Below are 20472 nucleotides of genomic sequence, written 5' to 3' on the forward strand. Positions count from 1 at the left end.
GGAGATTTCCGACCGGCAGCCTCAAGCAGCGTTTTCAAACAAAACCAGCGCACCGGTGGGACCAGTACGCGTGGGATCGGGGGCTTATCGGGAAAAAGGCCCCAAGAGTCAAGCGCTGTCGCAGGTTTCGGCAGCGCTTTGGCCTATCAGCCCTGGCCGTGCGTGTACCAGTTGCGGAGGCGCACTTCGGTATGGTCGCCGACCCCGGTTTCGAGTACCGAAAGGTCGCTGTCCCCATAATGGTAGGGATAGACGATCCCGGGCTTGAACGTGTTGATCGCTTCGACGGCCTGGTCCGGTGTCATCGTATAGGGCAGGTTCATCGGCAGGAAGGCGACGGCAATGTCGGTCAGCGCCAGCATGTCCTCGGTCGGCTCGGTGTCACCGGCCACGTAAACCAGCTTGTCGCCAAAGGTCAGGACATAGCCATTGCCGACGCCGACCGGGTGATAGTTCATACGGTCAGCCGTGGTGTTATGTGCCGCAATGGCCTTGAGCGTGACGCCGTCGAGTTCGCCATCCGCGCCATTGGCGATGGATTTGGCATTGGCCTTCAGCCCTTCGGGCAATTTCCCAAACACATCTTCATTGGTGAGGAGCGGCGCCGAGCCGGCAATAGCTTCCAGCGTCGGCACATCAAAATGGTCGCCATGGCCATGGGTGATGAGAATGGCGGTCGGGGCCGGCAGGCCTTCATAGAGCGCGGCACCGCCCACGGGATCGACATAGATCACCTTGTCACCCCATTCGAGCACGAGGCTCGCATGTTCGACCGGATGAATGATGAGGTCGCCCTCGCTGGTGGCAATGGTCTCGGCCATGGATGCGTCCTGAGCAAATACGAAGCTGGTGCTGAAAAGATTGGCGGCAAGCCCGGCTATTGGCAAGCCGGCCATGCCGGCAACGAAGCTACGTCGCGTAACCATAAGTCTCTCCCGTGAAAAGATTAGTGCCTGACGCCAAGACAACGCAGATTTGCGAAGGGAGATTGCTCGACACGGATTTGTGACCGCGGGGAGGCTCTACGGCTTTCTGTGACAACACCGCACAAGGGGTGTTGCAGCCCGCCTCACGCTATGCCATAAGCCGCCCCGTATCGACCGGCCGGGATTTTCAACGATCCCTTTTCGATCTCGCGGAGAGATGGCAGAGCGGTTGAATGCACCGCACTCGAAATGCGGCATAGGGGCAACTCTATCGGGGGTTCGAATCCCTCTCTCTCCGCCATTTTCTCGAACCCAGTTTTCAATGATTTAGACTCCCGAAGAATCTTCGGGTGTCATACACATGCCCGATGCTGTGCCGTCCTTGCTGACCTCTCCGGCGGCTCGGCAGGAGTCTTTTCCATACTTTTGACGCTCTCCTGTCCTTAGGCCGATCGGCATTACCCAGGCGGATTGAAGCCTTATGGATAGGGGGTTGAAAGTAGGGCGGCAGCGGTACCGCCGCCCTACCTCCGCTCAACTTCTGCACGCGTAGTGCAAAGCGACGATGTCCGAGGCGGGCAGCCGACGGTGGTTGAGGAGCTGGAATGATGCGGTTGCACCCGGTTCGAAGGTGGGGACGCCACCGCCGAGAACAACGTTAGCGACGAGCAGGTGATATTCGTCGACCAATCCCTCGGTGAGCAGCAGGTTGACCAGCATGTGGCTGCCGAAGATCATCAGGTTGCCGGTCTCCTGCACTTTGAGTTCGCTAACTCTCCGTGCGGCCCGATCGCGGCTGACCACTTCCGTCTCCGCCCATGGAGACGCCTTGTTCAGAACCAGCGTATTGCTGACGACGAGCTTGCGCGCCGCGTCCGCGCGCTCGGCGATATCCCGCTGGACCGGGTCGCTCCCGGGTCCACGCTCGACGTTCGGCCAGTAGGCCTCGAACATCGGGAAAGTGACCGCACCAAAGAGCATGGCCGAAGCGCTGCGCATGAGTTCGAGGTTGTGAGCGTCGAATGGCGCTCCCATGGGGAGTTGGTCGAGCCGACCGCCGGGGCCCGCACAATAGTTGTCGAGGGTGCTGAGCATGCTGACGATGAGTTTGGCCATAGTGAATACCTTTCTCTTGAAGCGCCATCCGGCCATCACCGGCCTTGGCACTCCTTTGAGACAGGCCGGTCGCCAAACTCATCGGTCGGTCGGCAGAAATTTCAGGTGAGTTCTTCGAGCATACCGAACCGCTGGCACACCTTGCGGTCGAGGAAGCTGTCGATGGCAATAATCTGCCCGTCCGACATCGTCAGCAGAACGACGCCCCCCGGGCGGAAGTGGCCATCGTCCTGTTGCTGGTAGCAGGCAAAGCCAGGCTGACCGTTGCCGCCCAGCGACACAAGGCGCCAGGCCGTCGCAAAGACCCGCTCCTCGAAGAACAACGCGACAGCATCTCGCCCGTGGAACCAGGCCGGGAGCGGCGGCATGGTGAAGCGAGCGTCCTCGGCAAGCAACTGGATGATGGCCTCGATGTCGCGACGCTCCCACGCCGAAACAAAACTGTCCAAGACGGAATTGAGGGCAGGCCGAACGGTCAGGCGCGCGACTTCCGCGCCTGCAGCCGATCGCGTCGCCATCGTGGCGCGGGCGCGCTGCAGGGCACTGGTCACCGAGGCGACAGACGTCTCCAGCATGTCGGCCGTTTCGACAGCCGAATACCCCAGCACGTCCTGCATCAGCAGCGCCGCGCGTTGCGTGCCCGGCAGGTGCTGTAGCAAGGCGACGAAGGCCAAGCTGACATTCTCGCGGCGGGAGAGAATCGATGCCGGATCATCGGCATCGGCAGCTTCTGCTTGTAACTCAGCATCGGGAATGGGTTGGACCCAGACCGGCCCCATCACCATCTCACCGAGGTCCGAGGTGGATGAGAGCGGCGGGCCATAGTCGCTCGAGATCGTACGGCGCTGGCGCTGAGAAATCATGCGTAGGCATACGCGTGTTGCGATGGTCGTGAGCCAGGTGACTAGGGTGCTGCGGGATTGGAAAGTGTTGAGCCCGCGCCATGCCGCCAACAGAGTTTCCTGCAGCGCATCATCGGCATCGAAGGGCGACCCGAGCATGCGATAGCAATGCAGGTGTAGGCGCCGGCAATAGGGTCTCACGAGCCCCTCGAACGCCTGCCTGCTGCCCAGCACAGCCTGCTCAAGAGCCTCCAAATTGGTCATCGGTCCCACACGCTACCCGCAAAGAGGGGCATGATAGCGCAGGCTCGAACTCATGTCCGCTTGCGCGAAGCACTGTCAAAGAGGCAGGCAGCAACCGCAGATGACCGAAACCAGGCCGACGTTGCCGGCCCGCCAGGCGCCCGACCAACGCACGAACTCGTCGCATTACCTTTTGCATCGGGGATCATTCACAGAGGCCGTTCAAGTCGCTGTTGCCCGATCCCAAAGGCGAACGTGCGCCACTGGCGCCTATGGGTGGAAAGCGGAAATGCAGGTTCTGGGGACAACTTGGCTTGAGCTGCTACTGGGTGGATGCTCTCACTCCTGATCTGTGGCCCCGCCAAAGGTGGACGTCTCAGCGTTTCAGTTGTCTGCTACGATCACGGCAAGAAATGCGCGAGATCCGAAGGGAATGGATCATGTCTGAAAGCGGCGGTGGTGCGAGACGAGGTCACGACCATGATCACGATCATGGGCAGGAGGTGACGGCCGGCAACGAGCGCCGCATGAGGTTCGTCTTCGCCTTCACCGCTATCTATGCGGTGGTGCAAGCGCTCGGCGGATGGTTCTCCGGGTCCCTCGCCCTCATCGCGGACTCCGGCCACATGGTGTCCGATGCCGCAGCACTGCTGCTGGCCCTCATTGCCTATCGGGTGGCCAGGCGACCAGCGGATAGCACGCGGACGTATGGCTTTCATCGCGTTCGCGTCTTGGCTGCATTGGCCAATGGCGGTTCCCTACTTCTCCTCGTCGCCTGGATTGTGTGGGAGGCCATCGGCCGTATCAATGCACCGCATGAGGTTTTGGCAGGACCAATGCTGATCGTCGCAACGATCGGGTTGGTGGTCAACCTTGCGGGCGCATGGATCCTATCGCGAGGCAATAAAGGCGACAGCAACTTGAAAGGAGCATTCCTTCACGTTGTTGGCGACCTGTTGGGCTCTGTGGGCGCCATAGCGGCGGCGATCGGGATCATGTTGACGGGTTGGACGCTTCTCGATCCCATCCTGTCGGTTCTCGTAGCCGGACTCGTAGTACGCTCGGCCTGGTCGCTCGTGCGGGACTCTCTCCGCGTCTTGCTGCAGGCCGTGCCTCGCGGGGTCGACGCACGCAAAGCCGAGGCCGAGCTCGTGGAATTGGCCGAGATCGACAACGCTGGCCATTTCCACGCCTGGACCCTTACCGATGACACCGTGGTGGCGACTGTGCATGTCACTCCAGCGTCAGGCATCGACCCTCTATTGCTACCCGATCTCGTCTCGAAGTGGCTGAAAGCCCGCTACGACATCGACCATGTCACGGTTCAGGTGGACCGCCCGGGCACGCTATGGACAGCGGAACTGTAAACCGAACAGCCCGACCCGCTTAATGCAGTTGCAAATCATTCGCATCGTGATATGCAAATGACTTGCAACTGCATTTATTGGTTTCAGGCGATGGATTCTGGCGGGTTCTTTGGCGGCTGGCGTGCGGACCGTGGCGACGCTTCCCTGGCCGATGTGCACCGAAGCATCGAGGTGCGACAGAAGTCTTCGAAATGGCGTCGTGCCGCAGCATTTGTCGGCCCAGGCTATCTCGTCGCCGTCGGCTATATGGATCCGGGCAACTGGGCGACGTCCATCGCGGGTGGCTCCCGCTTTGGCTATACCCTGCTCTTTGTCGCCCTGATCTCGAACATTATGGCGATTGTCTTGCAGTCGCTATGCGCCCGGCTGGCGATCGCAACAGGGCGCGATCTCGCTCAGGCATGCCGGGATGCCTTCCCCAAGCCGGTAGGCTTCGTGCTCTGGTTCCTCGCAGAAGTCGCCATCATCGCGACTGATATCGCGGAGGTTATCGGGACAGCCATCGGTCTCAATCTTATATTCGGTATTCCACTCGAGATCGGCGTCATCATCACCGCCCTCGATGTGTTTCTGATCCTCTACCTGCAGAAGCTCGGATTTCGCTGGGTGGAGGCCCTGATCATCGCTTTGCTGGCCGTGATCGCTGGTTGCTTTATCGTGCAGATTGCGCTGGCTGATCCGAACTGGGGAGACGTTATTCGCGGCTTCGCGCCGACCACAGAGATCGTCACCAATCCAGAGATGCTTTATCTCGCTCTGGGTATCCTCGGCGCGACCGTGATGCCTCACAACCTCTATCTGCACTCGGGTATCGTTCAGACCCGGGATTATGGCGAGACGCTCCCGGAAAAACGCGAAGCACTGAAGTTTGCCACGATAGACTCTACCGTTGCCCTGATGTTCGCGCTGCTGGTGAACGCCTCGATCCTGATCCTGGCAGCGGCCACCTTCAACGTCGCAGGTCAGACCGAAATTGCCGAACTCGGAGAGGCGCACAACCTTCTGGCTCCAATGCTGGGCATGGCCATTGCGCCGACGCTGTTTGGCGTTGCGCTGCTCTGCTGTGGGATCAACTCCACCGTGACAGCAACCCTGGCAGGGCAGATCGTCATGGAGGGTTTTCTAAATATTCAGCTCGCGCCGTGGCTTCGGCGCCTAATTACGCGCATCATCGCCATCGTGCCGGCCGCTGCCGTCACTATCTGGTTTGGACAATCAGGAACTGCCCAGCTTTTGATCCTCACTCAGGTGGTGTTGAGCCTGCAGCTCTCGTTCGCGGTGTTTCCACTGGTGATGTTCACCGCTGACAAGCGCAAGATGGGCCAGCTCGTCGCTCCGCTCTGGCTGATTGCCCTGGCCGTATTCATCGCCCTCGTGATCGCCGGCCTCAACGTCAAACTCCTGTTCGACTTCGTCACCGGTTAAGGGCGCCGGTACAAAATCCGGGGCGATGCCGAGCATGGGCGTCACCCGCTGGATGGTGCGTCCCGATGACGATTGCTGCCACCATCCAGCGGATGCGATTGCTCATGACGATGCCCGTTGCTTGCGGGCTTGGCGTCAGGTTTCGAAGGCCACTTTGCCGGCCATGTCGAACTCATAGACATCGTCCCGGAAACTGACGACGCCGTCGCGGTTCGCCCATGCGGAGATATACGTGGTGTGGATTTCGACCGGATTGCGGACGTCGACATCCTTGCGCTCACCTGTGGCGAACACATTTCCGACCTCCCCGCTGGCCCAGCCTGAAGTGTCGCGCAGAACCCATGATACGAAGTCCTGCACCTGGTCCACGCGAACGCAGCCCGAGGACAGGAAACGGGCGTTGTCACCGAACAGTCCCTTGGTCGGCGTGTCGTGCAGATAGACCGCGTGGGGATTGTGAAAATTGATCTTCACATTGCCCATGGAATTGAGCGGTCCTGGATCCTGACGGAAGCGGTAGTTCACGGCCTCTTCGGTCTGCCAATTGATGGAGCTGGGCTGCACCTCTTGGCCATTGCCGTCGAGAATCCTGATCTTCTGCTCGGTGAGGTAGTTCGGGTTCTCGTTCATGTACTTGATGAGATCCCGCCTTATGATCGAAACCGGCACGTTCCAGAACGGGTTGAAATTGATCTGGTGGATGCGGCTCTTGAGGATCGGCGTTTGCCGGTCGATGCGCCCGACCACAGCCGTGTGGCGCCGCTGAACCATTCCACCCTCGACGACCTCGATAAAGGCGGCTGGAATGTTCACCACCACATAGCGGTCAGCCAAGGCCCGCGCCATGGCCTGGACGCGCAGGAGATTGAGGCGTAGCTGGTGGAGGCGAGCTTCGGCGGGGACATTGAGTGCGTACCAGGTGGGCTCGTCGACCTGGCCATTGACCTGTAGGCCATGCCGGGCCTGGAAGCGGCGGAGAGCCCCATCCGTCGGCCCGTCGAAGGCTTCATCGACCTGGTCCACCATGGCCATGTCTGCCGAAGACAGCAGCCGGCGCTTTAGTTGCACCACGCCATCGCGCCGAACGCCCATGGTCACGCCATAGGTTTCTTGCGGCACCTGCTCCCAGCCGCCAGCCATGACGAAGGGCTCATATTGAGCGATCGCCATCTGCAGGTTGTTGGCGGTGTCGTAGGAGAGGATCGGCTCGACCGTGTCGATGGCCTGGATTGCGGCTGCGCTATTGGCCTCACGCTCGGCGTCGGTCAACGTTCTGCCCTGGTTCATCATGCTCCAGAGCGACTGTGCTTGAGCCGGCGCGATTTGCGATAGCCCGGCGGCTCCTGCCGAGAGGAGCTGAAGAAAATGTCTGCGTTTCATGACCTGATCGGATGCTTCAGTACAAAAGGCAGGCGCCGAGGCGGTCAAAACCGCTCTCGGAACCCATTGAGGACTAAGGATCAGGAGAGGCGTGGAGGCCGCAGAAGCTTATCGTGCAGGGTGAGCTGGATATCGGCCTTCCGAGCAACAGGATCGGCTATCCACAGCGTGGTTGCGCCGAAATCTACGGCGTCCTCGAAGAAGGCAAGCGCCTGGCTTGCCTGGCAGCAAGTGACGCAATGGTCGAGATCGATCGCGGCATGGGTGTTGTCGGTTGCGAGATGGTGTTCTTCAACGCAAGGTGCGGCCAAGGGCGTCGACGCCATGGCCTGGTGCGAAGCCAAGGCGAAGGCGAGCAATGCCAGCAGCGTTAGCAGCAGTCGCTGACCAAGCTTCACCGCGAACCGTCTCCCCTCACGCTTATGCCAAATCGACTAGTAAGATGTACCAGAAATCCGGCAACAATTGGAGACGCTGCAGTTGGCGGGTTATGATTTCGTAACGCGTCGCAATAGGTGGTCTACGACAGACTCGGCGCCTTCACTCACCCCGTTTTGAGTTCGCCAACGAAAAAAACGGGGTGGCGTCGGCATCGACCGAGTGCTCAGGTGGCACGATCAGAAGGGCAAGCGCCCCGGCACCGACGACAGCGACCAACAGCCATAGAAAGCTGCGAACAAATCGCAGGAAATCACTGGCCGTGATCCCCGTGGCCGGGGGCCAGCTCGGTGCTGCGCTCTTCGACCTTGAACGTCACCTCGACGCGGCCAGCCTTCTCAAAGATCAATGTGGCTGGGAGTTCGTCGCCAACCGCGTATCGACGATCCGGCTGGACGAACATTGCATGCGTGCCGTTGTCTCCGAGCCAGACAATCTGGCCAGCAGGGAGTGGCAAGCCTTCGCTCAGCGGGGTCATGCGCGCGATGCCATCGGTGACCACAGACTGGTGCAGATCCACCTTCTCGGCGGCGGGGCTTTCGATGGCGATCAGTCTGTCGTCTTCGGCACCGTTGTTCTGAAGGGTGACATATCCACCCAATACACGGGCGCCCGGAGGCGCCTCCTGGATCATGGGATGGTCTATGAAAATCTCGCCGCCTTTGAACCCATGCGCCGAAGAAAGCTGCACACTACCAAAGGTCGCTAGTGAGGCCAGAAACAGGGTGGCGATGATCTTCTGCATGGTTCCAGATGGTTTGGGTTGGAGAGATACGTGCTGTACCTCCTCTAGCCACTGGAGGAGCAAGCGTGCTGGTGATCACGAGGTCGCGAGACGTCTGGCTGCGACCAGAAGCGGCATAGCCTTCTGGGTAGGTCACGTATGAGATGAAGACATGAAGCTCACGATGATTGCCCTTCTAACATGCCTCGCCGTCATTCCAAGCGCCGCCAACGAGGTAGCGCCGGCGCAAGTCGCTGACGGCATATCGGTGGAATCCGCCTGGGTTCGCCCGGTCGAGGGTAACAACATGTCCGAGGTTTTCCTCGTCGTGAACAACGCGACCGAAAACCCTGTGACAGTGTCTGGCGTGCGAGTTGAAGGCCAGGAACCTGGAACGATGATTTCGGCCGCAGGCACCGCCCTGGAATCAATTAGAATTCCTGTGCATGCGGAACTCTATATGACCGAACAGGGTGTCCGTGTGCTCGTCCAGGGGCGGTTTGAAGTGGGTTCCGCCCTGAAGCTTCAGCTCAATCTGTCAGGGGTAGCAAGCACGCCGTTCGAGGCCCTGGTCGCGGGTGCAGGAGAAGCGCCCCCAGACCACCACGACTACGTCCACTGACCCATAAAACGGCGCAGGCTAGAGGCCCGCCATTATCGGTGATGGCCCCGGTGGGCACGGCCCCAAGGGATCGAGCGGCGCACCTCCGGGCATGGTCCTGTTGAAGACGTATCGCTTCTCGCAAACATCCCATGAAGGCGGCCGACGCGTGCTTTCGAAGAGGTCGCTTCCGACTTTTAGATCACGCCAGAATGGCACATGCGGGCTCGCCGCGTTGACCGCGAAATTGGCTTCAGTCATGCGAAACGGCAGAAGCTGTATCTGGAAGGAGCCATTGCCCCGGAAAGTCTCACGCGCCAGCGCGTAGATTTCCTTTATTCCCTCATCCGTCATCGCGTAGCACCCGACAGACAGGCAATCGCCATGAACCATCAGGTAGCTGCCCGTGCGGTTCCAGGCCTGATCGAACTTGTTCGGAAAGCCCACATTGAACGAGAGGTAATAATTGGACTTCGGGTTCATCATCGCCGGCGTGACATCGTAGAACCCTTCCGGTGACTGGTAGTCGCCCTCCTGGATCTTCGGCCCCAAGGCGCCCGACCATTTGCAGATGGGGTAGCTCTTGAGCAGGGCGTAGTCGCCCGTGGAGGTCCTCTTCCAGACTTCAAGCTCGGAACTCTGCTTGAAGACCCGGATCACCATTGGTTCGGTTGGCGACGAACCAATTGCGGCCAGACGCTCGACCAAGGCCTTCGGCAAAGGAACATTGTGACGGTTATCGCCGACAAACTGGCTGCAAGCTGCCAAAGCTGAAGCAAGCAGCAGCAAGAGCGCTGTTCGAAGCAGAGTGGGTATCATTCGGACTTCCAATTAAGCGCCGCAACGCTAACCAGGGGCGGGTTACCGTCTCGTCACTTCCCAGCGAATCCGCGTTCGCTTCTCCTGATCGTGATCGAACACGTCCGCTAGACGAGCCCGTCAGTTGCTCTTTGAAACCGCTTCTGCCACCAGATCCGCGAGTTGCTGAGGCCCAAAATCGATCAGCTCTTGGCCGTTCACATAGAAGGTAGGCGTCTGCGAGATCCCCAGCGCCTCCAGGTCGCTTTTCTCCTGTTCGAGCCTGGCTGAAATGTCTCCGCCGGCCGCGTCCATGCGGCCCTTCTCACTGTCCAGTCCTGCCGATCCGGCGGCCTGCCAAGCCCTGTCTAGGTCAGGAGCTCCATGCGCCGCCCAGGTGGGTTGCGTCATGAGCAAAGTCTCGAGCACGGGGATAAAAAGGTTCTGCTTCCGAGCAGCTTCCAATATGCGCACTGCTTCATCCGACCCTTCGTGGAGAGGGGCGTAGCGGAGAACCAGCCTGACCTTCCCGGGATATCGATCCATGATCTGCTTCACGATCGGATAAAATGCCCTGCAGGCTTCGCAACTGGGGTCAAACCACTCGACGATCGTGACCGGTGCATTCTGCTCGCCGATGACGATTGAATCGAAACGCACCAAGTTGCTGTTTTCAATAGTGGCGACCGGCTGGGGCGAGTTCAGGCGCGGGTAGAGGAAGGCGGCAAGCGCAAAAGCGCCTAACGCAACTATGGCTGCGGCAATCAGCAGAAGGCGTCGGTTCAAGGTCGAGGTCTCCGGAGAGCAAGGGCCAGAAGGATGGTGATGGAAAGGAAAGTGGCGAGGGCGAGCACGGGCAGCGGCAGATAGCCAAACACCGTCATGGCCGCGTCCGAGCATGACGGACCAGTCGCAGCGCAAGGTTGGATCGTCTCAGGTACCAAGCCGTAAAAAAGCGTCGTGTGATAGGACGACACCACGAGCCCGCCGAGTGCCAGAGGCAGCGAGTAGAGCGGCGCCCTGCCGTCGTCGAGGTAAATCCCAACGCCCAATGTCACGACCAGCGGAAACATCGCAATCCGTTGATACCAACAGAGAACGCAGGGCGTCTGCCCCATGACCTCGCCGATAAAGATGGCAGACAATGTCGCAATGAGCGCCAGTCCCCAAGCGATGAATAGCAGATTGCTCGAAGTGGCCCTGTTGGTCATCTAGATCCCCAGTGATTTGGGGAATCTACGACCTCTAGCGACTAGAGGAGCAAGGGGTTTTCGGCATCGTCAAGCCACTGAGGTTTGGGCAATCTACCGATTGTCGCAGTAAATCCGTTTGGACGCGGGAGACCGCGCCTTTGCCGATCGTCTTGCTCATTATGACGGCTGGATGATCACCGGACAAACGTCGCAGTCGATGGCGGGTGGGAGAATAGGCGTGAGAGTGCCGCCTTGCCTTGACGCCCCCTCTTTTCCAATATACCGATATATTAGTATTTGAGGGACCAAGTCCCGATACGAAAGGGAGGACCGATCGGTCATGACGACACTTCGCACCTTGCGCGCCCTGGCCCTGGCCGGCGTTGTCTTTGCAATCGCCCAGGGCGGGGCGATGGCGCAAACCGTTGAACTCAATCTCTGGTCGGAGCTTTCGGCTCCTCCAGAATCCACCGTGCTCAATAAGGTGGTCGAGATGTTCAATGCGGCCAATCCCGATGTCGTGGTCAAACACACCGCGTTTGAAAATACAGCCTATGAAACCGCGCTGCGCACGGCCTTTGCCGGCGGCACGCCGCCCGACATTGCCGAGGTCAATGCCGGTTCCAATGCCTTTCAATATGCCCAGTCCGGGCAGTTGCTGGATTTGACCGACTTCGTCACGCCGATCGAGGCCAAGCTGCGTCCGGGTCTTGAGACCATGTACCGGTATGACGGCAAGTCCTATGGCGTGCTGTGGGGGCTCAAGGTCGGCAATATTCTCTATTACAATCCGGTAATGCTCGAAGAGCAGGGCGTCGATCCGGCAAGTCTGGCCACCTGGGAGGGCTTCATGGATGCGAGCCAAACCTTCCTTGATGCCGGTATTGCGCCCATTGCTTTCGGCGATCGCGATCAGTGGACCGGCAATCACTACTTCAACCACATCCTGCACGGCGTACTGAGCAAGGACGAATACGATCGTATTGGCCTGCAGACGCTGGACCCCTCCGTGACCTCGGACATCAAGTGGAACGATGAGAAGCCGGTGCGTGCCTGGGAACTGTTCAAGGCCGTGGCCGATGCGGGCTATTTCACCTCCGGCTACCTCTCCGACGACAATGACACGGCGGCGGGCCTGTTCTTCTCGGGTCGCGCCCCGTTCTACTCGACCGGCAGCTGGGGTGTCGGGATGGCCAAGGGTGCCGGGGCCGAGAATGTGGCGCTGACGCTGTTTCCGCCGGTTGCCGATAGCCCGGAACCGACGGCCATCGTGACCAATTCACTGCTCTTCACTATTCCCGCCACCACCAAGGATGCCGATGCGGCCAAGCGGTTCCTCGAATTCCTCACCAGCGAGGAAGTGCAGAAGCTCTATGTCGAGGAGAATTTCGACCTCAGTCCCTACAATTACGACATGTCGTCCTGGAGCATGGACCCGATGCTGCGCCAGGTCAGCGATCTGCTCGAGAATGCGCAGAACGCCTCGCCGTTCCTCGACATGATCGAGGATGTGCAGTGCATGCAGGAAAATGTGAACGAGGCCAATGTCGCGGTGCTGACTGGCGACCTCAGCCCGCAGGAAGCAGGCGACATGCATCAGGAATGCGTTGACGACCTGCGTGCCTCGCGCAACTGGTAATGCCGATCCGGGAAGGAGCGGCTTGTCCGCTCCTTCCACTCTTTCCGTCTATCGCCGAGGAGAAGTGCCGTGCGCCGTTCGGGCCGGACCAAGTTCCACATCTGGCTGCTGCTACCGGCCTTTGCCTTTTACACCGTGTTCTGGATCGTCCCGGCGGTCGTGGCCTTCCTGTCCAGTTTTACGCAGTGGAATGGGGTCAGCCTCGCCTCCATCCGCTGGGTGGGACTGGCCAATTATGTCGAGCTTTTCGATGATCGCTGGTTCTGGAACGCGCTGCGCAACAATCTGCTGTTCGTCGCCGTGGTGCTTTGCGCGATCATCGTGCTGGGTATGACCTATGCGCTGATCCTCAATGCCAGGCCGCGCGGACATTCGGTCTTTTCGACCATCTTCTTCATTCCCATCGTGCTCTCGAGCGTGGTCATCGGCCTGCTTTTCACGCAAATGCTGAGCCCCACCGTAGGCCTTGTCGGTCCGGCCCTGTCGGCTCTGGGCGTCCCGGGTGTCTCCGAGCATCAATGGTTGGGCAGCCGCGATACGGCGCTGCCGATGATCATGTTGGTCTATGTCTGGCAGCAATTGGGCTTTGCCATCCTGCTACTGCTGGCGGGGCTTCAGACCATTCCCAACGACTATATCGAAGCGGCGCGCGTCGATGGCGCCAGCGCCTGGAACATCACGTGCCACATCACCCTGCCGCTGATGCGGCCGGTATTGACCGTGGTCATCGTGCTCGTCACCACCAATGCCTTCCTGCTCTTCGATCTCGTCGTTGTCATGACCAATGGCGGCCCCTTCCACGCATCGGAAGTTCTGAGCGTCTTCATGTACTCCGAGGCCTTCCTCAAGGGTAATCCAGGCTATGGCACCGCCATTGCCATGATGCTTTTCGTCATCGTTCTCTGCGTCAGCGTCATTCAGTTGGCACTGTCCGGCCGCGGCCAAAAGGCGGCATAGCCCATGTTCAAATCGCTTCCATTCGCCGTTCGGATCGCTGCCTATTTTCTGCTGCTGGCCCTTGCCGTCTCGATCGTGCTGCCCTTCCTGTGGATGATCGCCACGGCGCTCAAGACCACTGCGGAAATCAGCCAATCACCATTCTCGCTGCCGACGGCGCCCAATTTCGGGGTGTTCGTCGATGCCTGGCAGCAGGGCAATTTTACGCAGCTATACCTCAACTCGCTGGGTATTACGGCCCTTTCCGTGACCGGCCTCATCGCGTTTTGCAGTGCGGCCGGCTATGCGCTGGCGCATTTCCAGTTCCGGGGCCGCGAGGCCCTGTTTCTCTATTTCCTTGCGGGCATGATGATCCCGCCGCAGGTGATCCTGGTCCCGAGCTTCAAGATCATGGCGACGCTGGGATTGGTGAACACCTATTGGGCTGTGATCCTCACCTATTTCGCTTGGGTGCCCTTCGCCATCTTCTTCTTCCGGGCGTATTTCGCCGGCATCCCGCGCGAACTCGCCGAGGCGGCGCGGGTGGAAGGGGTGTCCGAATGGAACATCTTCACCCGCATCATGCTGCCCCTGGCCAAGCCGGCCATGGCCACGGTGGGCATCGTCTATTTCATCTGGATCTTCAACGATTTCATGTGGCCGCTGATCTATCTCAACGATCAGTCGTTGCGAACTGTCACCCTCGGGATGATGGCCTTCCAGGGCAGCCACGCCGCTCTCATGAATCTCAAGGTCGCCGCCCTGCTGCTCGCAACGGCACCGCCGCTCATCGTCTTCCTGCTCTTCCGCCGCCAGATTCAGAACGGTCTGATCGAAGGCGCGCTCAAAGCATAATTCTCAAGGAATATCCATGTCTGCTTCGTCCTATCGCTGGACCGCCGGCGATGCTCAAACAGAATACACGCGCCACGGCTATCTCGTCGCGGTCAAAGGGCTCGATACCGAGCAGGCACTGACCTTCGATGGTTTTTCCGGCTATGTGTCGGGGCCGGCTCCGACCGGTTTGGCGGGTTCGTTCCATATTGCAGTCAATCTGGCGCTTGCCGCCTATCCCTGGAATGTCTGCCCGCTTCTCGATGCTTTGACGCTTGAACGGGATGGCGGTGAATCCGGCTTCAGCATTGCCATTGACGACAGGGGGCGGCCGCGTTTCGCCCTTGTGACCAGTACGGGCCTGCATGTGCTCAACGGGGAGATGGCGCTTGATCTCTATCGTTGGCATCGGGTCGTCTTCGAATACGAGCCCGGCACTGCCATGCGCATCCTTGTCGACGGGCAGGAGGTCGGGCGGAGCAGCGTCTCGGGCACCTATCGGCCATCGGAGGCAAGCGAGGCGCTCATTGGCCGCACGCGCCACGAGATTATTCCCACTGGACCGATCCGCCCCTACGCGCACCTGCCCATTACCGTTTATTTCGACGGTCTGATCGAAGCGGTCACAATCGGGTCGGGTGTGGCTCCCGCTGGGTCGGTCGGGAGCCCCTCGGAATTGCCCGAACTGGCACCTCGCCAGCTACCTGCCGGGCCAGCCGGTAAAGGGCGCTTCGGGGCCACATATGAATATCTCAGATATTATGATGGCTGGGATCGGCGCTGGCGCGTCGGCGAGCATCCGGACGTTCTGGTGCGCTTCGACGAGGCCGATTATCGGGTCGTGTTCTGGCGTGGCACCAACTACATCCCCTGCTGGGTCAGTGGGGAGGGGGTCTGGTACACCAACGAATTCAACGAAACCTGGGGCAATGGCGCGACCGGTTGCGCCGAACCGATGTCGGACAAGCATTGCGCCTATTCGCATGTGCGCATCATCGAGAGCCATGATGCCCGCGTCGTCGTGCATTGGCGCTACGCCCTGGTCGACGTGCTCGATGTGCGACCGCGCAAGGACCCGGTGAGCGGTTGGACGGATTTTTCGGACGAGGTCTACACCATCTATCCCGATGGCACGGCGACCCGCTCGATCACGCTTCATTCCACCCAGCCGATGGACTCGCATGAATTCCAGGAGTCCATCGTGGTGCTCGGCCCCGGCCAGCGGCCGGAGGATGTGCTGGAGATCGAGCCGGTGACACTGGCCAATATGGCAGGCGAAGCCAAAACCTATTCCTGGGAAAATGGTCGGCCGCGACATTTGCCCGAACCGGCACGCGCCAATATCGCTGTCATCAATACCAAGGCGACGCAGCGGCCCTACATGATTGTTTCGGATGAACCCTGCCTGACGCGCGACGATGGTCCGCAGCCGGCGCCGCTCTTTCCCCCTTACTACCACGAGACCCTGAGCGAAGGGCAGAAGTTCCCCTGGTGGAACCATTGGCCGACGAGCGATATTCCATCCGACGGTCGGCGCGCCGTGGCGGCCGACCGGGCTTCGCATTCTTCGGTGCTGACCGGCTCGGAATGGGCCGACTACAAGGTGACGCCCACTTCCCGGCAGCGCGTCATGCTGCATGGACTGACCGACCGGAAGGCGGAAGATTTGGTGCCGCTCGCTGCCGCCTGGCTTTCGCCGGCACCGCTTTCGGGCGCAGAGGGGCAGTTCGATCCGGTAGAAAAGGCCTACGTCCTGAAGGGAAGCTCGGCGATCAGAGCCACGTTGGAGGGTAGCACCGAAACCCCGATCATCAACCCTGCCTTCATCGTCCAAGACTGCCCCGGCGAACTCAGCGTCGAGATCGATGGAGAGGCAGTTTCGCCGGGCAAGCATCTGCGTCTGGGTTGGCGGCACAGCGCTGAACGCAGCGATCTGGTGATCTGGGTCGAAATTTCAGCCACACGGCCGGTCCACGTCTCCTTCCAGGTCCGGCAGTAGGAGGCCGGTGGCGCGGCAAATCCTCCCGCCGCGCTGCCGGTTCTCAAAGCGAGAAGCGCTCGAACTCCTCCAGCAATTGTCCGGCTTCGGGCGCGAATAGTTCGGCCCGCTGCGTCATCAGGTGGCGGATGGTGAGGAAGACCCGGTCGAGGTGGACCTTCATCGCCTTGGCGGCGGCGCCCTCGTCACCGGCGCGGATGGCTTCAATGATGGCTCTGTGCTCGTCGAGTACGATTTTCATATGATTGGGTTCAGGCATCTGCAGGCGACGTACGCGGTCGAGCTGCGCTTTGGCTCCAGTCACGAGGCGCCAGATGCGCGGCGAACCGCCATGTTCGCAGATGAGCTGGTGCATCGCCTCATCCTGCTCGTAGAACTGGTCGTAGTCGCTATCGGTCGCCATCAGTATTTGCTGATGCATGTTGAGGTCGAGCCGGGCGAGGAAAGCCTTGCTGACCCGCCGCGCGGCAAACCGCACGACCTTTACCTCGAGAGCATCGCGGACGAGCTGTCCTTCGAGCACGTAACGCAGATCGATCGGTGCGACGAAGGTGCCCGCATTAGGGCGGACATCGACCAGGTTTTCTGCATGGAGCTGCAAAATGGCCTCGCGCAGCGGTGTGCGGGAGACCTGTAATTGCTCGCAGATTTCCTTTTCGTTGATCGCCATGCCCGGCGGCATTTCCAGAGACACGATGGCGCCCCGCACGAGGTCATAAACCTGGGCAGTCTTGGGAAGTGCAGGATTGATGTCGCTCGCCGAAAAGATCGCACCGATATCGATGCTGTCCTTCGCTTCGATCCGCCTGGGCCGGGGCATCGTGTCTCCTAAACGCGTGAGATTTTGACCTTGACACATTCGAGAGCGGTTGACACTACCGGTATAGCAATATACCGATATATTAGTTTTTGAGGCGAGGAAGCCAATGTCCGATTTGCGGATTTCCGGACTGAAGAAGTCCTATGGCAGCGTAAGCGTGCTCAAAGGCATCGACCTTACCATCGGGGCCGGCGAGTTCGTGGTGTTCGTGGGCCCTTCGGGCTGCGGCAAATCCACTTTGCTGCGCATGATCGCGGGCCTTGAAGACATTACAGACGGCAGCATTGCCATCGGCGGGCGCCTCGTAAACGACCTGCCGCCTGCCGAGCGCGCCATTGCGATGGTGTTCCAGTCCTATGCGCTCTACCCGCACATGACCGTCAGGGACAATATGTCCTTCGGCATGCGCATGGCCAAGGAACCGAAGGCGGAGATCGAACAGCGCGTGAACCGGGCGGCCGAAATGCTGCAGCTCACGCCTTTGCTTGACCGTTTGCCCAAGCAGCTTTCGGGTGGCCAGCGCCAGCGCGTCGCCATTGGTCGCGCGATTACGCGCGATCCAAAGGTTTTTCTGTTCGATGAGCCCCTGTCCAATCTCGATGCCGCATTGCGTGTGGCGACGCGTATCGAGATCGCCCGCCTCAAGCAGTCCATGTCCGACACCACCATGATCTACGTTACCCATGATCAGGTCGAGGCCATGACCCTGGCCGACCGCATCGTGGTGATGCGCGCAGGCAGCGTAGAGCAGGTTGGAACGCCACTCGAGCTCTATCACGCCCCGGCCAACCGCTTTGTGGCAGGGTTCATCGGCTCTCCCGCCATGAATTTCCTGCCGGTCACTCGGGTGGACGATGGCCGGATCAAGACTGCCGAAGGTGATGCCATTGATCTACCCTTTTCTGCGCCGGTCGAGGCCGGGGCGGTTCTGGGTGTGCGCCCCGAAGATCTGACGCTGGCGACCGGCAATGCGCTTATTCGCGGCCGTGCTTCGGTGATCGAAAATCTGGGCGAACTGGCGATTGTCTACGTCGACGCCGGAACGCCAGAACCTGTCATCGTCAAGCTGCCGGGCAATAGCAGTCTGCGGCCCGGCGATGCGGTGGCGCTGACGGCGCCGGCGGACCGGCTGCAGCTTTTCGCCGCGGATGGTCTGGCGCTGCGTCCGCGATAACTCCCGAGTCTTCACGATATGAAAGCCATTGTTCTACACGGCCGGCGCGATCTGCGGGCCGAGACGGTTCCTACCCCGCAGCCTGCCGCGGGGGAGGTGCTGGTACGCGTTCGACGCGCCGGCATCTGCGGTTCGGATATGCATTACTTTTTGCATGGCAGGGCCGGTAGCTTCGTCCCCAAGCGGCCTTTCATTCTCGGCCATGAGATCGCGGGCGAAGTGGTGGCGGCGGGTCCGGGCGGCGACGCGAATCTGTTGGGCAAGCGTGTGGCGATCGATCCATCCATGCCCTGCGGGCATTGCGCCTATTGTCGCGAAGGGCGCTACAACCTCTGCATCAATATGCGGTTTTATGGCTCTGCCAGTACCGACCCGCATGTGGATGGCGGATTTGCCGAATATGCGGTGGCACCGGCCGCCAATTGCCACGTCCTGCCCGAAGGCCTGGACTGGACCGCAGCCGCGATGACCGAGCCGCTTTCGGTCTGCGTGCACGCCGCCATGCGGGCTGGCACACTGGCTGGCAAATCGGTGCTGGTGATCGGCGGCGGCGCCATCGGTCAATTGACGGCATTGGTGGCGCGGGCCTTCGGCGCCAGCCGGGTCGTGCTTTCCGACATTGCTGAATTTCCGCGTGCCCTGGCGGTCGAGCTTGGTGCGGATGGAGCGCTAGATGCGGCCGATCCGGATATCGTTGGTGCAGCCGAAGCGCTCGCCCCAGAAGGCTTTCATGTCGTTTTCGAAGCCTCGGGCGCACCGCCCGCGGTTTCCGCTGCCATCGCCCTTGCGCGGCGCGGCGGCACGATCGTGCAGATCGGGACGCTGCCGGCCGATGTCACCGCGCCGCTCAACACGATCATGGCGCGCGAACTGAACTATCTCGGCTCCTTCCGCTTCGCCAATGCCTTCGGCATTGCCCTCGATCTGCTGTCATCGGGGCGTGTGTCGGTGGACCGGCTCGTCAACGCCACCTATCCGCTTGCCGAAATGGACGCTGCCATGGCGCGCGCCGTGGGCAAGGATGGGGTGATCAAGGTGCAGATCGAACCATGAAGCGCAATGCTCTGGGTCACACGGGGCTCGAGGTTTCGGCCCTGAGTTTCGGCGCCTCGGCGCTGGGCGGCGTTTTTCGCCACGTGGATGAGGCCGAGGCGATCGCCACGGTGCATGCGGCGCTCGATGCGGGTATCACTTATTTCGACGTTGCTCCCGCCTATGGCGGAGGGCGGTCGGAAACCGTTTTGGGCAAGGCGCTAAAGGGTATCGACCGGTCGCGCTATGTGCTCTCGACCAAGGTGGGCAAATATACCGACCCCGACCATTATGGACACGACACGCTCGACTATTCCGCCGCGCGTATAAGAGCGTCCCTTGATGAGAGCGCCGCGCGTCTTGGTACCGACTATTTCGACATCATCCATATCCATGACGTCGAATATCAAGGGCGAAGCCATCTTGATCAGGCGTTGACCGAGGGTTTTGAGACACTGCTTGCTCTCAAGCTCGAGGGGCGCATTGGTTCGGTCAGTTTCGGCATTTATCCAATGGACCTCTGGCACCGCATTTTTGCCGAGTTGCCGGTGGATGCGGCCCTTGTCCACAACCACTACTGCCTCAACGATACCCGATCGACCTCGCTGTTGCCGAAGGCGCGCGAAAAGGGCATCGGCATCATCAATGCCTCGCCCTTTGCCAGCGGCCTCCTTACGGAGCGTGGGCCGGCGGACTGGCATGTCGCCGGGCCCGAGGATCGCGCCGTTTTCCGCGCGGCCGCGGACTATTGCGCCAGAAGCGGCACCTCGATCAGTCAATTGGCCTTCCAGTTTTCCACCGGTCACCCCGAGATCGCCACCACCATGTTCAGCACTGCCAGCCGGTCCTCGCTCGAACGTTGTCTCTCCTGGTTCGGCACGCCGGCAGATTCCGAACTGGTCGCGGGGGTTCAGGCCATCCTCGCGCCGGTTGCCGGCAAGGATTGGGGTTGATGCGCATCGACCCCTCGCCTGCCCAAAATCAC

20 protein-coding genes and 1 tRNA gene are annotated in these 20472 nt (G+C 60.4%); 11 read left to right on the plus strand and 10 right to left on the minus strand.

Going from position 1 to position 20472, the window contains the following annotated elements; all coding sequences use genetic code 11:
* Positions 1-146: 146 nt before the first annotated feature.
* Positions 147-926, minus strand: coding sequence for an MBL fold metallo-hydrolase (locus J7557_RS08870; protein ID WP_291419407.1), 780 nt, complete (start codon positions 924-926; stop codon positions 147-149).
* A 211-nt stretch (positions 927-1137) separates the two neighbouring features.
* Between J7557_RS08870 and J7557_RS08875 the strand changes: the two genes are divergently transcribed.
* Positions 1138-1227, plus strand: a tRNA-Ser gene (locus tag J7557_RS08875).
* 233 nt (positions 1228-1460) lie between these two features.
* On the opposite strand, the gene J7557_RS08880 is transcribed toward J7557_RS08875, so the two are convergent.
* A complete protein-coding gene (locus J7557_RS08880; protein WP_291419409.1) occupies positions 1461-2042 on the minus strand; it encodes a dihydrofolate reductase family protein in 582 nt (193 codons plus the stop codon).
* 101 nt (positions 2043-2143) lie between these two features.
* Positions 2144-3148: an RNA polymerase subunit sigma-70 gene (locus J7557_RS08885; protein WP_291419411.1), complete on the minus strand. Its 1005-nt coding sequence runs from the start codon at positions 3146-3148 to the stop codon at positions 2144-2146.
* A gap of 419 nt (positions 3149-3567) precedes the next feature.
* Here J7557_RS08885 and J7557_RS08890 point away from each other — a divergent pair, with 419 nt between their 5' ends.
* Together J7557_RS08890 and J7557_RS08895 are read left to right on the plus strand one after the other, a co-directional pair.
* Positions 3568-4494, plus strand: coding sequence for a cation diffusion facilitator family transporter (locus J7557_RS08890; protein ID WP_291419413.1), 927 nt, complete (start codon positions 3568-3570; stop codon positions 4492-4494).
* A 90-nt stretch (positions 4495-4584) separates the two neighbouring features.
* Positions 4585-5919, plus strand: coding sequence for an Nramp family divalent metal transporter (locus tag J7557_RS08895; RefSeq protein ID WP_291419415.1), 1335 nt, complete (start codon positions 4585-4587; stop codon positions 5917-5919).
* A 135-nt stretch (positions 5920-6054) separates the two neighbouring features.
* Here the strand turns inward: J7557_RS08895 and J7557_RS08900 are convergent, their stop codons facing one another.
* The 3 genes from J7557_RS08900 to J7557_RS08910 form a co-directional block, all read right to left on the minus strand.
* Positions 6055-7206 carry a L,D-transpeptidase family protein gene (locus J7557_RS08900; RefSeq protein ID WP_291419417.1) on the minus strand — a complete coding sequence of 384 codons (1152 nt, stop codon included), beginning with the start codon at positions 7204-7206 and terminating at the stop codon, positions 6055-6057.
* A gap of 173 nt (positions 7207-7379) precedes the next feature.
* The gene (locus J7557_RS08905) at positions 7380-7697 is read right to left on the minus strand and encodes a hypothetical protein (RefSeq protein WP_291419419.1); all 318 of its coding nucleotides are present in this window, start codon (positions 7695-7697) and stop codon (positions 7380-7382) included.
* A gap of 293 nt (positions 7698-7990) precedes the next feature.
* The gene (locus J7557_RS08910; RefSeq protein ID WP_291419420.1) at positions 7991-8482 is read right to left on the minus strand and encodes a copper chaperone PCu(A)C; all 492 of its coding nucleotides are present in this window, start codon (positions 8480-8482) and stop codon (positions 7991-7993) included.
* 151 nt (positions 8483-8633) lie between these two features.
* Between J7557_RS08910 and J7557_RS08915 the strand changes: the two genes are divergently transcribed.
* Complete coding sequence (locus J7557_RS08915; protein ID WP_291419422.1) at positions 8634-9083, plus strand: hypothetical protein; 450 nt, start codon at positions 8634-8636, stop codon at positions 9081-9083.
* 18 nt (positions 9084-9101) lie between these two features.
* On the opposite strand, the gene J7557_RS08920 is transcribed toward J7557_RS08915, so the two are convergent.
* The 3 genes from J7557_RS08920 to J7557_RS08930 all read right to left on the minus strand — a co-directional run bounded on the left by J7557_RS08920 (position 9102) and on the right by J7557_RS08930 (position 11071).
* Positions 9102-9851, minus strand: coding sequence for a murein L,D-transpeptidase family protein (locus J7557_RS08920; protein WP_291419424.1), 750 nt, complete (start codon positions 9849-9851; stop codon positions 9102-9104).
* Positions 9852-10001: 150 nt separating this feature from the next.
* Complete coding sequence (locus tag J7557_RS08925) at positions 10002-10646, minus strand: thioredoxin domain-containing protein (RefSeq protein WP_291419426.1); 645 nt, start codon at positions 10644-10646, stop codon at positions 10002-10004.
* The gene (locus J7557_RS08930; RefSeq protein WP_291419428.1) at positions 10643-11071 is read right to left on the minus strand and encodes a disulfide bond formation protein B; all 429 of its coding nucleotides are present in this window, start codon (positions 11069-11071) and stop codon (positions 10643-10645) included. Before J7557_RS08930 ends, J7557_RS08925 begins: the two co-directional genes overlap by 4 nt.
* A gap of 322 nt (positions 11072-11393) precedes the next feature.
* Between J7557_RS08930 and J7557_RS08935 the strand changes: the two genes are divergently transcribed.
* From J7557_RS08935 to J7557_RS08950, 4 genes are all read left to right on the plus strand, one after another.
* Entirely contained in the window at positions 11394-12692 is a 1299-nt protein-coding gene (locus J7557_RS08935) for an ABC transporter substrate-binding protein (protein WP_291419430.1), read from the plus strand.
* Positions 12693-12761: 69 nt separating this feature from the next.
* Positions 12762-13649, plus strand: a complete 888-nt coding sequence (locus J7557_RS08940) for a carbohydrate ABC transporter permease (protein WP_291419432.1) — start codon at positions 12762-12764, stop codon at positions 13647-13649.
* A 3-nt stretch (positions 13650-13652) separates the two neighbouring features.
* Entirely contained in the window at positions 13653-14483 is an 831-nt protein-coding gene (locus J7557_RS08945; protein WP_291419434.1) for a carbohydrate ABC transporter permease, read from the plus strand.
* Positions 14484-14499: 16 nt separating this feature from the next.
* The gene (locus J7557_RS08950; protein ID WP_291419436.1) at positions 14500-16461 is read left to right on the plus strand and encodes a LamG-like jellyroll fold domain-containing protein; all 1962 of its coding nucleotides are present in this window, start codon (positions 14500-14502) and stop codon (positions 16459-16461) included.
* A gap of 43 nt (positions 16462-16504) precedes the next feature.
* Here the strand turns inward: J7557_RS08950 and J7557_RS08955 are convergent, their stop codons facing one another.
* Positions 16505-17281, minus strand: coding sequence for a GntR family transcriptional regulator (locus J7557_RS08955; RefSeq protein WP_291419438.1), 777 nt, complete (start codon positions 17279-17281; stop codon positions 16505-16507).
* Between the two features lie 106 nt (positions 17282-17387).
* On the opposite strand from J7557_RS08955, the gene J7557_RS08960 reads away from it, so the two are divergent.
* From J7557_RS08960 to J7557_RS08970, 3 genes are read left to right on the plus strand one after another with little or no spacing between them, the layout of a single operon-like run.
* Positions 17388-18455, plus strand: coding sequence for an ABC transporter ATP-binding protein (locus J7557_RS08960; protein WP_291419439.1), 1068 nt, complete (start codon positions 17388-17390; stop codon positions 18453-18455).
* Positions 18456-18473: 18 nt separating this feature from the next.
* Complete coding sequence (locus J7557_RS08965) at positions 18474-19508, plus strand: L-idonate 5-dehydrogenase (protein ID WP_291419441.1); 1035 nt, start codon at positions 18474-18476, stop codon at positions 19506-19508.
* A complete protein-coding gene (locus J7557_RS08970) occupies positions 19505-20440 on the plus strand; it encodes an aldo/keto reductase (RefSeq protein ID WP_291419443.1) in 936 nt (311 codons plus the stop codon). The genes J7557_RS08965 and J7557_RS08970 overlap by 4 nt, the downstream gene beginning before the upstream one ends.
* Positions 20441-20472: the final 32 nt, after the last annotated feature.

The organism is Devosia sp. (assembly GCF_017744655.1).
GTDB lineage: Bacteria > Pseudomonadota > Alphaproteobacteria > Rhizobiales > Devosiaceae > Devosia.

Excerpts from the sequence above, each read along its gene's own strand:
- J7557_RS08970 (WP_291419443.1), top strand. The coding sequence starts at position 19,505 with ATGAAGCGCAATGCTCTGGGTCACACGGGGCTCGAGGTTTCGGCCCTG.
- J7557_RS08910 (WP_291419420.1), bottom strand. The coding sequence starts at position 8,482 with ATGCAGAAGATCATCGCCACCCTGTTTCTGGCCTCACTAGCGACCTTT.
- J7557_RS08935 (WP_291419430.1), top strand. The coding sequence starts at position 11,394 with ATGACGACACTTCGCACCTTGCGCGCCCTGGCCCTGGCCGGCGTTGTC.
- J7557_RS08895 (WP_291419415.1), top strand. The coding sequence starts at position 4,585 with ATGGATTCTGGCGGGTTCTTTGGCGGCTGGCGTGCGGACCGTGGCGAC.
- J7557_RS08890 (WP_291419413.1), top strand. The coding sequence starts at position 3,568 with ATGTCTGAAAGCGGCGGTGGTGCGAGACGAGGTCACGACCATGATCAC.
- J7557_RS08880 (WP_291419409.1), bottom strand. The coding sequence starts at position 2,042 with ATGGCCAAACTCATCGTCAGCATGCTCAGCACCCTCGACAACTATTGT.
- J7557_RS08960 (WP_291419439.1), top strand. The coding sequence starts at position 17,388 with ATGTCCGATTTGCGGATTTCCGGACTGAAGAAGTCCTATGGCAGCGTA.
- J7557_RS08885 (WP_291419411.1), bottom strand. The coding sequence starts at position 3,148 with ATGACCAATTTGGAGGCTCTTGAGCAGGCTGTGCTGGGCAGCAGGCAG.
- J7557_RS08930 (WP_291419428.1), bottom strand. The coding sequence starts at position 11,071 with ATGACCAACAGGGCCACTTCGAGCAATCTGCTATTCATCGCTTGGGGA.
- J7557_RS08900 (WP_291419417.1), bottom strand. The coding sequence starts at position 7,206 with ATGAACCAGGGCAGAACGTTGACCGACGCCGAGCGTGAGGCCAATAGC.
- J7557_RS08915 (WP_291419422.1), top strand. The coding sequence starts at position 8,634 with ATGAAGCTCACGATGATTGCCCTTCTAACATGCCTCGCCGTCATTCCA.
- J7557_RS08955 (WP_291419438.1), bottom strand. The coding sequence starts at position 17,281 with ATGCCCCGGCCCAGGCGGATCGAAGCGAAGGACAGCATCGATATCGGT.
- J7557_RS08945 (WP_291419434.1), top strand. The coding sequence starts at position 13,653 with ATGTTCAAATCGCTTCCATTCGCCGTTCGGATCGCTGCCTATTTTCTG.
- J7557_RS08965 (WP_291419441.1), top strand. The coding sequence starts at position 18,474 with ATGAAAGCCATTGTTCTACACGGCCGGCGCGATCTGCGGGCCGAGACG.
- J7557_RS08870 (WP_291419407.1), bottom strand. The coding sequence starts at position 926 with ATGGTTACGCGACGTAGCTTCGTTGCCGGCATGGCCGGCTTGCCAATA.
- J7557_RS08950 (WP_291419436.1), top strand. The coding sequence starts at position 14,500 with ATGTCTGCTTCGTCCTATCGCTGGACCGCCGGCGATGCTCAAACAGAA.